Annotated in this window: 11 protein-coding genes; 5 read left to right on the top strand and 6 right to left on the bottom strand. The window is 67.9% G+C overall.

Annotation, left to right across the window (positions count from 1 at the left end; translation table 11 throughout):
- Window positions 1-144 precede the first annotated feature (144 nt).
- Window positions 145-957, bottom strand: a complete 813-nt coding sequence (locus K3A84_RS16100) for a phytanoyl-CoA dioxygenase family protein (protein ID WP_225010373.1) — start codon at window positions 955-957, stop codon at window positions 145-147.
- Complete coding sequence (locus K3A84_RS16095) at window positions 954-1,778, bottom strand: phytanoyl-CoA dioxygenase family protein (RefSeq protein WP_225010372.1); 825 nt, start codon at window positions 1,776-1,778, stop codon at window positions 954-956. The genes K3A84_RS16100 and K3A84_RS16095 overlap by 4 nt, the downstream gene beginning before the upstream one ends.
- 142 nt (window positions 1,779-1,920) lie before the next feature.
- Here K3A84_RS16095 and K3A84_RS16090 point away from each other — a divergent pair, with 142 nt between their 5' ends.
- Window positions 1,921-2,286: a VOC family protein gene (locus K3A84_RS16090; RefSeq protein WP_225010371.1), complete on the top strand. Its 366-nt coding sequence runs from the start codon at window positions 1,921-1,923 to the stop codon at window positions 2,284-2,286.
- Between the two features lie 29 nt (window positions 2,287-2,315).
- The gene (locus K3A84_RS16085) at window positions 2,316-2,678 is read left to right on the top strand and encodes a nuclear transport factor 2 family protein (protein ID WP_225010370.1); all 363 of its coding nucleotides are present in this window, start codon (window positions 2,316-2,318) and stop codon (window positions 2,676-2,678) included.
- 149 nt (window positions 2,679-2,827) lie between these two features.
- Here the strand turns inward: K3A84_RS16085 and K3A84_RS20445 are convergent, their stop codons facing one another.
- The 4 genes from K3A84_RS20445 to K3A84_RS16050 form a co-directional block, all read right to left on the bottom strand.
- The gene (locus K3A84_RS20445; RefSeq protein WP_263626349.1) at window positions 2,828-8,773 is read right to left on the bottom strand and encodes an autotransporter outer membrane beta-barrel domain-containing protein; all 5,946 of its coding nucleotides are present in this window, start codon (window positions 8,771-8,773) and stop codon (window positions 2,828-2,830) included.
- 256 nt (window positions 8,774-9,029) lie between these two features.
- The gene (locus K3A84_RS16060; RefSeq protein WP_225010368.1) at window positions 9,030-9,890 is read right to left on the bottom strand and encodes a VOC family protein; all 861 of its coding nucleotides are present in this window, start codon (window positions 9,888-9,890) and stop codon (window positions 9,030-9,032) included.
- Between the two features lie 2 nt (window positions 9,891-9,892).
- A complete protein-coding gene (locus tag K3A84_RS16055) occupies window positions 9,893-10,672 on the bottom strand; it encodes an enoyl-CoA hydratase/isomerase family protein (protein ID WP_225010367.1) in 780 nt (259 codons plus the stop codon).
- Window positions 10,669-11,466: an enoyl-CoA hydratase-related protein gene (locus tag K3A84_RS16050; RefSeq protein WP_225010366.1), complete on the bottom strand. Its 798-nt coding sequence runs from the start codon at window positions 11,464-11,466 to the stop codon at window positions 10,669-10,671. Before K3A84_RS16050 ends, K3A84_RS16055 begins: the two co-directional genes overlap by 4 nt.
- A gap of 130 nt (window positions 11,467-11,596) precedes the next feature.
- On the opposite strand from K3A84_RS16050, the gene K3A84_RS16045 reads away from it, so the two are divergent.
- The 3 genes from K3A84_RS16045 to K3A84_RS16035 all read left to right on the top strand — a co-directional run bounded on the left by K3A84_RS16045 (window position 11,597) and on the right by K3A84_RS16035 (window position 15,204).
- The gene (locus tag K3A84_RS16045; protein ID WP_225010365.1) at window positions 11,597-12,352 is read left to right on the top strand and encodes an SDR family NAD(P)-dependent oxidoreductase; all 756 of its coding nucleotides are present in this window, start codon (window positions 11,597-11,599) and stop codon (window positions 12,350-12,352) included.
- A gap of 66 nt (window positions 12,353-12,418) precedes the next feature.
- Entirely contained in the window at window positions 12,419-13,054 is a 636-nt protein-coding gene (locus K3A84_RS16040; RefSeq protein WP_225010364.1) for a glutathione S-transferase family protein, read from the top strand.
- Window positions 13,055-13,233: 179 nt separating this feature from the next.
- Entirely contained in the window at window positions 13,234-15,204 is a 1,971-nt protein-coding gene (locus tag K3A84_RS16035) for a methyl-accepting chemotaxis protein (protein WP_225010363.1), read from the top strand.
- Window positions 15,205-15,206: the final 2 nt, after the last annotated feature.

Genomic DNA, 15,206 nt, shown 5'->3' with positions numbered 1-15,206 from the left:
CGCTTCTCGCCCACCCCGCTGCGACTAGGCTCGCCTTACGGCGAACCAAGTCTCGCTGCCCCTCCCGCCTGCGGGAGGGGACATCAGCGCATCCTTCTCCCCTCCCGCAAGCGGGAGGGGTCGGGGGTGGGCACGATCAAACGCTCACGCCGGCGACTTGCCGTTGACCAGCCCCAGCCCCTCGGTCTTGAAACCCAGCAGGGTCAGCGCCTCGTCGCTGGCGAACTGGCGCATCTCCGGGCGCAGCGACAGCGCCCAGTTTTCCTGCTGGCGATAGATCGGCTTGGTGTACCACGCGAACACCCCCGCGCGGGTCTGATCGGGCGTGCGGTTATGCCCGGTCTTGTGCCACACCCGGCTTTCGAAGATCGCGATGGACCCTGCGGGCGCAACGATCGCCGCGGTCTCCACCTCGGCCTCTTCGGGCAGCGGCGCGCGGTTAAGCTTGTGGCTGCCGGGCACGAAGCGCGTGCCGCCGTTGGCCTCGGTGAATTCATCGAGGCACCACGCCACGTTGATGCCCTGCGGCTCCGTCGACCACGGTTCGGGCACGAAGATCTGGTCGGCGTGGAGGATCATCTCGCCCCCACCCGGCCCGGTGACATTGGCCGACAGGTTGCCCAGCAGCGCGGGCCAGCCCAGCACCGCCCGCACGTACTCGATAGCGATGGGGTGAAAGGCCATGTCCTCGAACAGCGGATCGCGGCTCAGCACGTTCCACACGCGCTGGTTGCTGTCGTCGTGCCCGTAATCGAGCGAGAATTTCTGCTCGCGCCCACGCGCCCGGTCGGAGGCAGCGGCACGATAGAGCACGTCCCGGCTGGCCTTCAGCACATCGCCGGTCAGGACGTCGGGCACGATGGTCAGGCCATAGTCCGCGATATTGCGCAAGCCTTGCGCCAGATCGCGCGTCGGCTCGGGCAGTACGACAGGGCGTTCCGTGGTGGTCGTGGTCATAGCTTCCCCCTGACGCCTTCCTGGCGGTTGACGTGTCCATCGACGATGCCGGTGTTGGCGGTCACGCCCAACCCCAGCCAGATCTGCATCTGTTCGCTGAGCGAGGCTTGCGTGTCCGGGCTCAATGCCGCGTTCCAGTTCACCTGCGGCCGCAGGAACGGCTTGGTGTAGTAGCCGAACAGCAGCGGGCGCTCCTCGTCCTTGGTGATGTTCGCGCCCGAGGTGTGCCACATGCGCCCGTCCATCGCGACGATCGCCCCTGCGGGTGCCACGAAGGATTCGAGCATGTCCCTGGCATTCTCCGGCACGTCAGCGCGCGTCTGCCACTTGTGGCTGCCCTTGATGTGCAGCGTGCCGCCGTTTTCGAAGCGCACATCCGACAGGCACCAGATGATGTTGATCGCCCACGGCTCCAGCCAGGGTTCCGGCACCACCAGCGACTGATCGGAATGCAGGAACATCGAACCCGATCCCGGTCGCGCGATGTTGGCGGTGAAGTTCGAGATCACGAACTCCTCGCCCAGCAGCGCCTGCACCAGTTCGACCGCCAGCGGGTGCTGGATCAGCTCGCGAAACACCGCGTCGTGTTCCAGCAGGTAGAATACGCGGATATTGGCCGCATTGGGATCGAGGATCGGCATGTAGGTCGCCACCCCCTGCCGCTCGCTCGCCTCGGCCGCGCGATGCAGGCGACGCACCACCTCGGCCACCTCGTCCAGCGGCAGAACGCCTGGCACGACGCAGAAGCCTTGATCGGCAAGTTGCTGTTTTTCTGCGGAAAGATCGCGCGTTCGCACATCCGCCCCGGCAAGGGTCGCCATGGTCAGGTCCACTCCATTCGGGCGGCCTCTTGCGAGCCTGCCTCACGCCTGAAACGTCTGCCCGGCAAAACTGCTTGTCAACGCGGATAATGCCCCGCACCATAAAAATATGGTCAGAACAGACCAATTCAGGGAGAGATGCGTGACAAGATTGTCGATGACCAAGCTGGTGGTGGCCGATCTGGAGGCCTCGGTGGCGTTCTACGCCGCCGTCTGCGGCTTCAAGGAGACCGGGCGATTCTCGGCGGGCCCGATGACCGAGGTGATCATGGCCTCGGCCGACGGCAAAGGCGCGGGGCTGGTGATTCTCACCGACGACACCTCGCCCGGCACCGGCGAATGCATCCTTGTGTTCGATACCGAGGATCTGGCGGGCATGGCCGCGCGGATCGAGGCCAATGGCGGCAAGACCACCACGCCGATCACCCGGCTCGACCAACTGGGCATCAGCTTCGCCATGTTCGCCGATCCGGAAGGCCACATCGTCGAAGGCATCCAGCGCGGCTGAGCGCGAGAGGGAAACAAGGGAAGCAAGCAATGGATATTGAGGACTTCAACCGCCGCTGGCTGGAACAGTGGACCGCCAAGTCGGTGGAGGGCGTGCTGTCGTTCTACCACGACGATATCGAATACTACGATGAAGGCGTGCCCGCAGGCCTCAAGGGCAAGGAGCCCTTGCGCGCCTACCTGACGGGCATGTTCGCCGCCGTGCCTGAATGGGATTATGCTCCCGAATGGCTCCAGACGATCGACGGCGGCTTCATCGGCCGCTGGTACATGGACTTTGGCACCGGCCCCGAAGCGATCAAGATGCGCGGCTTCGACCACTGCAAGCTGAAGGACGGCCTGATCGTGTTCAACGAAGTCTATACGCACAAATTCCCGCCTGCGGGGGCGTAAAGCGCCAACGCCCAGCCGCGCCGTGGCCGGGCCGTAGCCGATGCTTCAACCGCTGACACGAAAGGGGCCGCCGATCATGTCAATCGGCGGCCCCTTCCAATTCAGTTCGCGCCCGGCTGCATCCGCAGATGCTAGCCGGGATCGTACGATTACATCGCCTTGCGGAAGCCGACCATGACCGAATAGTCGGCGCCGCTGCCATAGTCGGTCTGGCGGGCAACGCCGTCCAGCGTCATGATCGTGCCGTGGCCGAGACCATAGCCTACCCCGGCCGAGCCGTTGACACGGGTGCGGCGCGGCTTGAGCACGGTCTGGTAGCTGGTCTTGCCGAAGGTCCCTTCAAGCGTGAACGCATCGGTGGTGTAGGACAGGCGCTGTTCGATTTCGGCGCCGAGGCGATAGAACGCCTGCAGTCCGAGAGCGCCGCGCAGCCGCAACCCGGCAACACCGCTGAACCGCCTTGCCGAGAGTTTGCCATAGCGGAAGGCTGCATCGACAACCCCGGCGGCAGCCGTCTCTTCATAGCTGGCGCGGCTCGCATCGGTATAGCTGAAGCCGATGTAGGGCGTGACCTGCGTCTTTCCGGCAGCTCCCAGCGTCCAGCCCGCAGTGCCCTCGACACTCCACGTGTTGAACGCGCCGCGCGTGGCGACTTCCGTTGCCGACCCTACGAGGTTGGCCCGGACAAAGCGTGCCGAATCGTGCTTGTAGCCGACGGCCAACCTGGCGTTGAGCCCCGTTCCGTCTTCGCGCCCGGCATATCCGGCGAAGACGCCGAACAGCGGATGCGCGCCTGTGGTATCAATTCCCGCAAAGTCCACTGCGCTGCCGAGTTCGACGAAAGCACCAAGCCGCACCTGCTTGTTCATGCGCTTGGCCGCCACCAGCGAAACGGTCGCGTCGCTACGGCCGCCGGTTACGCCGGAACCACGCGCATGGTTGCCCCAGCGGACACTGGCGCCAAGGCAGAGGTTGCCTGTTTCGAACGTGTCGCAATCGGCACTGCGCACAGCGGCGCTGACCAGGAACGCGTTGAAATCGATGGCGAGGTGCTGTGGCTCGGCGAGATCCAGGCCATAGTTCAAGACGCGCAGATCCCAGTTCGAAGGCTGGGCGCCATTGGTATCTAGCGCTGCAACCATGCCGCTGATCGGTGCAAAGACCACCTTGCTGTTGGCAATGCTGCTCGCCGCCAGGCCGGTGATGATGTCGGCGTAATGCTGCGTAGCGTAGCCGATGCTGCCGTTGAACGCCAAATCGACGGTCATCGCTTCATCGCCGTTGCCCCCCTGCACGGCCAGCTGGCCGTACGAGGTCGCACTGTTGATCACCACCGTGTAGCGCTGCGGCAGCGTACCGTAGTACGTCAACGGCCCGGCGTTGCTGGCCGCACCACCCTGCGCATTGACGAGCTGGGCGATCGTGCCCTGGTTGCGGATGCCATAGCTTTCCAGGCCAACCCCGCCCTTGATGGTGCCGAGATTGACGATCTGGCTGACGCTTGCATCGGCCATCACGAAAATGCCGGCACCGGCGCGCCTGCCGTCACCCCCGGCGTCGCCGCCGATGATCGCGCCATCGTTGAAAATGGCATTGCCTGCGCCGGCAAGCTGCACGCCCGCACCGCCATCGCCAGCATCGCCTCCTGCGCCGCCAAAGCCTCCCGCGCCGCCACTACCGCCGAGGCCTCCGACGCCGCCAGCGCCCGCAGCGCCAGCCAGACCGCCATCACCGCCTGCGCCACCGTCGCCCGCTGATGCCGGTACCGGCGCCGGGGCGGGAGCCGGGGCGGGAGCCGGGGCGGGCCCGATCCCGGCGAAAGACGAGGTGCCGTTCGTGCCATCGGTGGCCGTGGAACCGGCACCTATCGCAACCGCCGCGCCAGCAGTGCCGCCAGCACCGCCCGTAGCGCCATCGCCGCCATCGCCACCATCACCGCCGACCGCTTGCGCCGACGTGCCGTTGACGAGCGCATTGCCGCCATCGCCACCGTCACCGCCAGCACCCGTGGCCGAATCGCCGCCGGTTCCGCCAGTTCCGCCCGTTGCGGTATTGCGCGGCCCCGTGGCCGTCGCCGTGCCACCAGCGCCACCGGCACCGCCATTGCCGCTCGTCGCATCGCCACCGCTGCCTCCATCGCCGCCCGACACCACTGTGTCTGCCGTGGCGATCGTGGCCGAACCACCCGCACCGCCGTTGCCGCCGTTGCCGGATGTGAGGGCCGTCGCGCCGGTCCCTCCGGTCCCGCCATTGCCACCATCGCCGCCGCTGCCTGCCACGTTGGAATAGCCCGCGCCGCCGTCGCCGCCGTTACCGGCGAAGGCCTGCGCACCAGCCGTGCCCGGAACAGCACCCGCCCCGCCGGCTCCGGCGAGACCGGCATCGCCACCGTTGCCACCATTGCCGCCGGTAGGCGTCGCCTCGATGCCCGTGCCACCGATGCCGCCGTTGCCGCCAGCACCCGCATTCCCGCCACTGCCGCCGACGCCGACCGCGCCAGCGCCCGTGGTCAACCCGGCATCACCCCCGGCGCCGCCATTGCCTCCATTGCCGCCATTGCCGCCGTCGCTGGCCGGTGCGCCGAAGCCGCCTGCGCCGCCCGCACCGCCATTGCCGCCACTGCCACCGAAGCCGGCCGCGCCGCCCGACGACGATCCGCCAAGGCCGCCCGCGCCGCCACTGCCGCCGTTGGTGCCATCCTGGCCAAGCACGCCGGCATAACCAGCGCCGCCATTGCCACCGAACCCACCGTTGCCCGCGTTGCCGAGGCCCGCCGAGCTACCGCCCGTACCGCCGCTGCCGCCATTGCCACCGGCAATGCCGAGTACGCTGCTGCTGGCGCCATTGCCGCCGCTGCCGCCGTCGCCCGCGTTGCCGTCGATACCGAAGGTCAGCCCGCCGCCGCCGAGACCGGCAAGTCCGCCGTTACCGCCTGCGCCGCCATTGCTGCCGTTCTCACCCGGCAGAATGCCGTTGTAGCCCGCGCCGCCGCTGCCTCCCGCGCCGCCGTTGCCCGCAGCGCCGTTGGCACCATTGGCCGCGAGCGTCTGCGCAAGACCGCCCGCGCCACCGTTGCCGCCATTGCCACCGGCACCGCCAGCAGTACCGTCCGTCAGCGGATCGGTGCCTGCCAGACCGTTCGCGCCAGCGCCGCCGTGGCCGCCCAGGCCACCAGCGCCCGCGAAACCCGTGCCCGCCGCATCGCCGCCAATACCGCCATTGCCGCCATTGCCACCGGCCTGCCCCGGCAGGAGAGCGGAATAGCCGTTGCCGCCATTGCCGCCCCAACCGGCATTGCCGTCGACACCATTGGTCCCCGCCACGCCGCCGAGGCCGCCGGCGGCCCCACCGAGCCCGGCCAGGCCGTTGGCTCCGCCGTTGCCGCCGTCGCCGCCGTTGAGCGACACGCCACCGCCATCGGCCCCGGCGCCACCCACACCGCCATTGCCGCCGTTACCGCCAAAGCCGCCGTCACCGCTCGTGCCTGCTGCGCCCGTGCCGAAGGCCTGACCGGCAAGACCGCCTGTGCCACCGAAGCCGCCCGCGCCGCCTGCACCGCCATTGCCTCCCGAAACCCCCGGGAGCACGCCGTCGACACCATTGATGCCGTCGGCGCCCGCGCCACCAAAGCCACCGTGCCCACCGGAACCGGCGTTGCCCAAGCCATAGGCCGCGCCGCCTGCGCCGCCTGCACCGCCATTGCCGCCGTCGGCTCCGGGCAGAAGACCGGCAAAGCCATCGCCACCCAGGCCGCCGTTGCCGCCGTTGCCGTCCACGCCAGCGGCGCCCGCGATCGCGCCGATGCTCCCGGCAGCGCCACCAAGCCCGGCGCGTCCACCGGCGCCACCGTTGCCGCCGGCACTCCCGTCGACAAGGCTGGCATCGCCAGCCGCGCCATGGCCGCCATCGGCGCCGAGGCCACCGGCTCCACCAGCGCCACCGTTGCCGCCAAGGCCGTTGGCGCCAAGGCCGAAGGCAACGCCTGCCAGACCGCCCGCACCGCCGTTGCCGCCGTTGCCGCCCGCGCCACCATCGGTTCCGGCCAAGCCCGCCGAAAGACCATCGATGCCAGCAGCACCCGCCGCACCCGCGCCACCAAAGCCACCGTGTCCACCGGAACCGGCGTTGCCCAAGCCATAGGCCGCGCCGCCTGCGCCGCCTGCACCGCCATTGCCGCCGTCGGCTCCGGGCAGAAGACCGGCAAAGCCATCGCCACCCAGGCCGCCGTTGCCCCCGTTGCCGTCCACGCCAGCCGAACCCGACGCGGCGCCCAGGCCCCCTGCCGTCCCGCCGATACCCGCGAGACCTCCCGCGCCGCCGTTGCCACCGGCCGAGCCGTCGACGAAACCGAGATTGCCCGCCGCGCCGTTGCCGCCGATGCCGCCAGCGCCACCGGCGCCGCCATTGCCGCCATCGCCGGCCAAGCCGTTCGCGCCCAGACCGTAGGCCAGGCCTGCCAGGCCACCTGCCCCGCCGATGCCGCCGTTGCCGCCCGCGCCACCGTCGGAACCTGCGAAACCGGCCGCCAGGCCGTCGATCCCTATGGCCCCTGCCGCACCCGCACCGCCGTTGCCACCGCGACCGCCCGAGCCCGCATTGCCGATGCCATAGGCCGCGCCGCCCGAACCGGCTGCACCGCCATTCCCGCCCGCAGCCCCCGGAAACAGACCGTCGAAGCCATCGCCGCCCTGCCCGCCGTTGCCGCCATCGCCATCGACGCCATCGGCACCGATGACGGCGCCCGCGCCACCGAGGCCTGCCAGACCGCCCGCACCGCCATTGCCGCCCGCTGAACCATCGACGAAGCTGGCATCGCCCGCCGCGCCATTGCCGCCGGTGCCGCCTGCACCACCCGCGCCGCCTGCGCCGCCATTGCCTGCAAAGCCGTTCGCGCCCGATCCGAAGGCGATGCCGCCCAAACCGCCCGCGCCGCCATAGCCGCCATTGCCGCCTGCGCCACCATTGCTTCCGGCAAATCCAGCCGAAGGCCCGTCGATGCCCGCCGCGCCCGCCGCGCCGGCACCGCCCCTGCCGCCATCACCGCCGAATCCGGCATTGCCGGTGCCGTATGCGGCGGCACCGCTACCACCAGCACCGCCGTTGCCCCCCGACAGACCGGGCACGGCCGCATCTGCGCCATCGCCACCGGCGCCGCCATTGCCGCCATCACCATCCAGCCCCACGATGCCCGCATTGCCGACAAGGCCAGCCGCGCCGACAAGCCCATCGGCCCCAGCCTGACCGGCTGCGCCGCCGCGTCCACCCGTGATGGTTCCCGAATTGTGCAGCACCAGTCCGATACCGAAGATGCCGGCCCCACCTGCGCCTGCCTGTCCGCCAAGACCGCCAAGCCCGCCGACGCCGCCCAACCCGCCGACGCCACCGACACCACCCGCGCCACCCACGCCGCCGGCACCGCCCAGGCCGCCCACGCCGCCGTCACCCGTCAGCGTCCCATCGCCGCCGCGCCCGCCGGTGCCACCCGTGCCGCCCTTGCCGCCGATGCCCCCGACACCGCCCAGACCGCCGGCGCCACCGATGCCGCCAAATCCGCCCGTACCGCCCTGACCACCGACGCCGCCGGTGATCACGCCAGCGCTGGCGACCGTCAACGCGCTGTCGCTCAGCGTGATTGCGGCCACGCCATTGCCCGCCGCCGCACCCGTTTCGCCGACAAGGCCATCGGAGCCGTTGATGCCGGTCGCGCCGACCCCGCCATCGACGCCCACGGCGCCGACCGCACCGACGAGCCCTGCTGCGCCGCCGATCCCGCCTGCGCCGCCAGTGCCGCCCGTTCCACCGATCAGACCTGCCCCGCCGATCTCGCCGACGCCGCCCGTACCACCCATAGCGCCGGTGCCACCCGTGCCGCCGACATTGCCCGCCGCGCCGTTGACGGGGCCAGCCACGTCGCAGGCTCCATCCACGCAGGTCAGCCCGTCAGCCTTGGCGGCCTCGGGAATCGCCACGGCGGCGGCCATGAGCGTGAAAGCCAGAGCATGGGCCGAAACCGAGTGAAGGCCCGATCGCCCGATACGTCCTTGCGACGAACGCAAGATGGCCGAAATCGCGATTTCGTTGGAATTGCAGTGCATATGGTCCCCTCCGGCTCGGTCTGAAAACTGACGAGTCAGTTGTCGGACAGCGTAGGAAGACAATGCTGTGAAAGGCGGCCAGCGTAGTTAAGTAAGGTTACTTAAAAATGCAAAAAACCGACGAGAGATGCGTCTGTTTCGGGATAATTTTTAGGCAATATGGATGACAAACTCGGATATTTCAGAATTTTCAATTACTTCCTTAAGAATCGCATATTGACAAGCTGTAACGCCGCCGTTCGAAGACATGCCGGATTCAAGCCTGTCGTTCCTCGACCAGCACGATCTCCATCCCCGCCAGCCGCACAGAGCCCGCTGCATCGAGCGCGCCGCACTGGGCCGCCGCCGCGCGTGCCTGCTCGGCCGAGCGCACGCCCACGTGGAGCGTCACAAAGCCCGTGCCATCCGCATCGATCGGGGAGACAAAGCGCAAGGTGCAGTCGGACACGCGGATTTCGGGCGTTTCGCCCGCCTCCACGGCCAGCGCCAGCATCCGCGACCATTGCGCTGCGGCCGCCGCAGGATCGGCAGACTGGATATCGACCCCGTGCAACCCCGTGCAGAAGCCGGTCAGGCTGCCGCGCCAATCGGTGCCCGCCGGATACCAGTCCGAGGTCGGCGCGCGCCAGTCAGCCACGGTGGGCGCGGAATCGATCGAGGCGAGGATGCCGGTGAAGTCGCGCGGATGGAAATGGGTCATGTGGTGCACTTGCGCGAACGCGGACAGCGCCGGGTCGTGCACGCCATCAAGCGAGGGCGCAGTGCGGCTGCCGTGCGCTTCACCGCCGCAATACTCGATGCCGAACACGCCGATTTCGGCCAGCCGCTGGCGATGCGATTCGGCGCTATCAGCCTGGAAAATCAGCATGTAACCGGCGTCTCCTCCACGCCGGTCGAGGTAACGCCCCGCCGATGTGCCGGGCACTGTCGGCGAGACGAGTTCGAGGAACTGCGCGCCGATCGGCAGGATCGCGTTTTCGAGGCCGTACTTGGCGACGCCCGGATCGCGGTAGCCGACCTTTAGGCCCAGCACGGCTTCGACTTGCGCCACCGAGGCGGCAAGATCGCCGACCACGGCGGCAACCTGGCGCAGGCGGTATTCGGTTGCGGTGAACATCGTCAGCGGCCCCGGAACTGTGTAGGGCGCTTTTCGATGTAGGCGCGGAAGGCTTCGGCGCGATCCTCGCTGGCAAACAGTGCGCCATGCTTCTGCGATTCGAAGGTGACATAGCTTTGCAGGCCCATGCGTTCGGCCTCGACGAAGTTGTTCTTGAGCGCGGCCATGGCGAGCGGCGCGGAGGCGGCGAGTTTGGCGACGAAGGCTTCGAGTTCATCCTCGAACGTATCGGCGCTCCACAGCCGTTCGATCAGGCCGATCTCCAGCGCCTCTGCCCCTTCGATCTTGCGGGGGAAGAAGGCCAGATCGCGCGCCTTGCCCGCGCCCAGCAGGCGCGGCAGCGACCACGGCAGCGCCATGTCGCCCGCCACGCCTACGTCGAGGAACGCGGTGTTGAATCGCACGTCATCGCTCGCCACGCGAAAATCGCAGGCCGCCGCCCAGCCGAAGCCAGCGCCCGCGCAGCCTCCGCGGACCGCCGCGACCGTCACCGCGCGCATTTCGTGGAGCAGCACGGTCACGTCGTAGAGCTTGTGGTTGTCTCGCGGGTCAACCGGATCCGACTCCGCCGAACCGTCTGTTCCGCGAATGTCCGCGCCGGGGCAGAAATCCTTGCCCATCCCGCGCAGCACCAGCACGCGCACGTCGCGGTGGCGTTCGACTTCGCGCAGGGCGTCGTAAACGCGCGCGCACGTGGCGGGCAGCACGGCATTGCGGTTGGCGGGGCGGTTGATGGTGACGCGGGCAACGTGCCCCGCAATCTCGCACAGGACGTCGGTCATGCGGGGTCTCCGGCAAAGGGAGTGAAGCGCGGCTTGCGCCGTTCCACGAACGACAGCGCGCCTTCGGTGGCGTCGGGGTGGCCGAGCGAGGCGCTGATCTGTTCGGCCGATTTGGCCCAGGCCGCGTCCTCGTCCAGCGAAAGATCGCGGTTTATCTGGGACTTGACCACCGCGACCGCACGCGGTGCAACATGCAGCGCGAGATCTTCGGCATAGGCACGCGCCGTTTCGATCAGCGCGTCGGGCGCCACGAGCCGGTCGGCATAGCCCATGCGATAGGCTTCCTCGGCATCGATCTTGCGGCCTGAGATCATCAGGTCGGTGGCGCGGCCAAGGCCGATGATGCGGGGCAAAAGCCAACTTGCCTGATGTTCCGCGACAAGGCCCCGGCGGGTAAAGCTCGTGGTGAAGGCCGCGGCGGTGCTGGCAAAGCGCAAGTCCGCCATCATCGTCAGGATGAAGCCACCGCCCGCCGCCGGGCCGTTGACCAGCGCGATCACGGGCTTTGGCACATCGCGCAGGAAGCCGAACAGCGGCGGCGGCGGGGCGCTGCCGGGTTCGTGGAGGCGGCCTTCGTCGGCATGGGCGGCGAGCAGCGCCATGTCGAGCCCAGCGCAGAACCCGCGCCCTTCCCCAATGATTCCAATGGCATGGACCGCAGGATCGGCAACCGCGCGGGCGCATCCTTCCCCGATCGCGGCGAGCATCTGATAGTCGATCGCGTTGAGCACATCGGGGCGGTTGAGCCGGATCAGCGCGAGCGCACCCAGCGTTTCGGTGATGACTGTTGCCATGATGGCATCCTCTCCTGCTGCCCTTTTCGATGGCGGCTTGATGCGCATCACAGCAGAGGGTAGTTGTTCAAGCAAGTAATGAATTGGCCGCCCCTCGACGGACGCGAGCCAGCGGGGGAGTGATTGAAATATGGTCGAAATTTCGCATCCAGGCCTGTTCGACCTGTCGGGCAAGGTGGCCCTGATCACCGGCGGATCGCGCGGGCTGGGGCGCCAGATGGCGCTGGCCTTTGCCGATGCCGGGGCCGACGTGATCGTCGCCAGCCGCAAGATCGAAGCCTGCGAGGAAGTGGCCGACGAAATCCGCGCCAAGGGCCGTCGCGCCGCCGCCATTTCGGTTCACGCCGGGCGCTGGAACGATGTCAACGCATTGATCGAAAAGGCTTATGCCGTGTTCGGGCGGATCGACATCCTAGTGGCCAATGCGGGGATGTCCCCCGCAGTACCGGCGCACGAAGTGACCGAAGCCCTGTTCGACAGCGTCATGAACCTTAACTTCAAGGGCCCCTTCCGGCTCTGCGCCGAGGTGGCGCACCGCATGAATCAGGGCGCCGGCGGGGTGATCATTGCCACGTCTTCGAGCGGGGCGCTGGTGCCTGCGCCGAACACCATTCCCTATGGCGGCGCCAAGGCCGCGCTCAATGCGATGACCGTGTCGCTGGCGCATGGCTATGGTCCAAAGGTGCGCGTCAACGCGATCAGCGCGGGGCCATTTCTGACTGACATTTCAAAGGCATGGCCCGAGGAAATGCGAGAGACGTCCGACAATGCGCTGCAGCGGCCAGGCCGCCCGGAGGAGATCGTCGGCACCGCGCTATGGCTGGCGAGCGAGGCATCGAGCTTCGTTTCCGGAGCGATCATCCGCTGCGATGGCGGCATGCACTGAACGACACCTAAAGCGACCTGAACGACACCTAGCCGCACCCGAGCGGCCGAAAAGGGACATGGACCGATGCTTACCGTACATCATCTGGGCGTGAGCCAATCTGACAAGGTGGTCTGGCTGTGCGAGGAGCTGGGGCTCGACTACGAGCTGAAATTCTACGAACGCGATCCCGTCACCCGCCTCGCGCCCGAAGCCTACAAGGCGCTGCATCCGGCGGGCACCGCACCGACGATTCAGGACGGCGACGTGACGCTGGCGGAAAGCGCGGCGGTGTTCGAATACATCCTGGGCAAGTACGGCAAAGGACGGCTGACAGTGGCGCCCGACGCGCCCAATTATGCCGACTACCTATACTGGTTCCACTATGCCGCCGGCACCGTCCAGCCCGCCATGCTGGTGGAGATCATCATCCAGATCCTGGGCGTCGATCGTGCCGCCGTGGCGATGCTGACCGCGCGGGGCGACAATGCCTGGACCTCGCTGGAAAAGCGGCTGGGCGAAGTGCCCTATCTGGCGGGCGATGCGTTCACCGCCGCCGACATGATGAACTTCTTCACGCTGACCACGGGCCGTCTGTTCGTGGCGAAGGACCTGTCGGCCTTTCCGAACATCCGCGCCTATATCCAGCGGGTGCTGGACACCACCAAGGCGCGGGCGGCGCTGGCCAAGGCCGATCCGGGGTTGGCGATCCCGTTCGACTAACGCCCCCCTCCGCAGCAAGACGGTTAGTATCGTTTAACCGTCGGCAATGCGGTTCATCCTGACGCCACCAGGACGATAAGCGTAAGTCCTTCACGCCATTGTCCGTCACGAAGCCGGCCGCCGGGACCGTTCGAGTCCCGGTGCTCCCTGCCGGTCGTGCCCGTGACGGAGAGATGGCCATGGCCCTCGTGAAGAAGGAAAACTTGAACGGTAGCGGTCCCGACACCCACGGGATGCTGGCGAGCCAGGCGCTGGCCGAGCGCCGGGCGCCCAAGGCGCGGGCCAACGCCGAGGCACCGACCACGCGCGAGGCCGATGCCCGCAAGCGCGCGGCGCGCACCTATGCCCGCCAGCAGCAGGCCGCCGAACGCATCGCGGCGGCCAGCGTGCAGCTTTCGGGCGGCGTGAGCGAGGCGTCCGAAGCGCTCGACCTGCTGCAATCGGCGATGACGCAGATTTCCGCCGGGGCCGAAGAGGCATCGAGCGCATCGCAGCAATCGCTCCACAACGTTTCGGCGATCAGCAACCTGATCCGCGACTGCCGCGTCGCGGCGGACCAGTCGCTGGGCAAGACCCGCGCGCTGCAGAGGTTGCTTGATGAGAACCGCGTCCAGATCGGCGCATCGGTGCGCGCGCTGGAAACGGCGTCGGAACGACAGGCCCGATCGGTGCAGATCGTCACCGACCTGGAAGCGCAGGCGACCAATATCGGCGACATCGTCAAGGCGGTGGCGCGCATCGCGGACCAGACCAACCTGCTGGCGCTGAACGCCGCGATCGAGGCGGCGCGCGCGGGCGAACACGGCAAGGGCTTCGCGGTGGTGGCCGACGAAGTGCGCACGCTGGCCGAAACGTCGGAAAAGAGCGCGACCGAAATCCAGTCGCTGGTGGCCCAGATCCAGGCCGAAGTGAAGGTCATCGCCGAAGGCATCCTCCAATCCGCCGAAGCCGCGCGCAGCGAGGCGCAGAAGGGCGCGGAAGTGACCGATCAGCTGGGCGAACTGCGCGCCGACATGGATGCGATCCTGACGGGCGCCAACGATGTCGCCCGCCTGAACGCGGAATCCGAAACGGCGGTGGTGGAAGCGCAGAAGGGGTCCGAGGCCATTTCGAGCGCGGCGGCGGAACAGTCCGCCGCTTGCGAGGAAGTGCTGGCAACGCTGGAGCAGCAGACCGCCGCCTTGCGCGAAAGCGACGCAACCGCCCAGAACCTGGCGGAAATCGCCGACGACATGAAGAATTCCACCGACGTGCGCAAAAGCGCGGAGGAAGTGGCCTCGGCAGCAGAGGAACTGTCCTCGGCGGTCGAGGAGATCAACCGTTCTGCCAGTCAGATCCTGGTGGCGATCGATCAGATTTCGGGCGGCGCGCGCACCTCGGCGGCTGCCGCCAACCAGTCGGCCGCCGCGATGGAGCAGATCCGCAAGGGCGCCCAGCTTTCCAGCGAGGCCGCGACGAGCGGACTGGAGCGCGGCGAATCGGTGTCGAACCTCATCGCTCAGAGCCGCAGCGCCGTCGAGGAAATGATCGCGGGTGTGGCGGAATCGGTCGATGGCAATGCAAGCCTGCGCAGCCAGGTGACGCAACTCAGCCAGGTTTCGGGCCGGATCGACAAGATCGTCGAATCGATCACTACCGTGGGCATCAAGACCAACATGCTGGCGGTGAACGGCTCGGTCGAAGCCGCGCGTGCCGGTGAATTCGGCCAGGGCTTCGCCGTTGTGAGCAACGACATCCGCAACCTGGCGGAAGAATCGTCGGAAAACGCCGATCGCATCAAGGATCTGGTCAAGACCATCCAGGAGCAGATCAGCAACGTGGCGCGGGATCTGGACGAGATCAGCCGGGCGGCGCTGGACGAGGTGGAAAAGAACAAGGTCATTTCGACCGACCTCGCCCGCGTGACCGAAGAAATGAACGAGGTTCTGCAGGGCAATCGGGCGATCCAGAACAGCACCGCCGAAATGCTGCGCCAGGTGACCGAAGTGCAGACCGGGATCACCCAGATCGCCGCCGCCGCGACGCAGGCCGACCAGGCGAGCACGCAGGCGGCGAGCGCGGCCAAGCAGCAGAGCCAGGGCGCCGAGGAACTGGCCGTCGCGATCGAGGAAATAGCATCGATGGCCGACGAACTTCAGTCGAACGCCTGATC

Origin of the sequence: Novosphingobium percolationis (genome assembly GCF_020179425.1) — a bacterium.
In the GTDB taxonomy this organism is placed as follows: domain Bacteria; phylum Pseudomonadota; class Alphaproteobacteria; order Sphingomonadales; family Sphingomonadaceae; genus Novosphingobium; species Novosphingobium percolationis.
Note: the sequence above shows the minus strand (reverse complement) of the source record. Positions and strands in the feature narration are given on the sequence as shown.

Excerpts from the sequence above, each read along its gene's own strand:
- K3A84_RS16100 (WP_225010373.1), bottom strand. The coding sequence starts at position 957 with ATGACCACGACCACCACGGAACGCCCTGTCGTACTGCCCGAGCCGACG.
- K3A84_RS16095 (WP_225010372.1), bottom strand. The coding sequence starts at position 1,778 with ATGGCGACCCTTGCCGGGGCGGATGTGCGAACGCGCGATCTTTCCGCA.
- K3A84_RS16085 (WP_225010370.1), top strand. The coding sequence starts at position 2,316 with ATGGATATTGAGGACTTCAACCGCCGCTGGCTGGAACAGTGGACCGCC.
- K3A84_RS20445 (WP_263626349.1), bottom strand. The coding sequence starts at position 8,773 with ATGCACTGCAATTCCAACGAAATCGCGATTTCGGCCATCTTGCGTTCG.
- K3A84_RS16060 (WP_225010368.1), bottom strand. The coding sequence starts at position 9,890 with ATGTTCACCGCAACCGAATACCGCCTGCGCCAGGTTGCCGCCGTGGTC.
- K3A84_RS16055 (WP_225010367.1), bottom strand. The coding sequence starts at position 10,672 with ATGACCGACGTCCTGTGCGAGATTGCGGGGCACGTTGCCCGCGTCACC.
- K3A84_RS16050 (WP_225010366.1), bottom strand. The coding sequence starts at position 11,466 with ATGGCAACAGTCATCACCGAAACGCTGGGTGCGCTCGCGCTGATCCGG.
- K3A84_RS16045 (WP_225010365.1), top strand. The coding sequence starts at position 11,597 with ATGGTCGAAATTTCGCATCCAGGCCTGTTCGACCTGTCGGGCAAGGTG.
- K3A84_RS16040 (WP_225010364.1), top strand. The coding sequence starts at position 12,419 with ATGCTTACCGTACATCATCTGGGCGTGAGCCAATCTGACAAGGTGGTC.
- K3A84_RS16035 (WP_225010363.1), top strand. The coding sequence starts at position 13,234 with ATGGCCCTCGTGAAGAAGGAAAACTTGAACGGTAGCGGTCCCGACACC.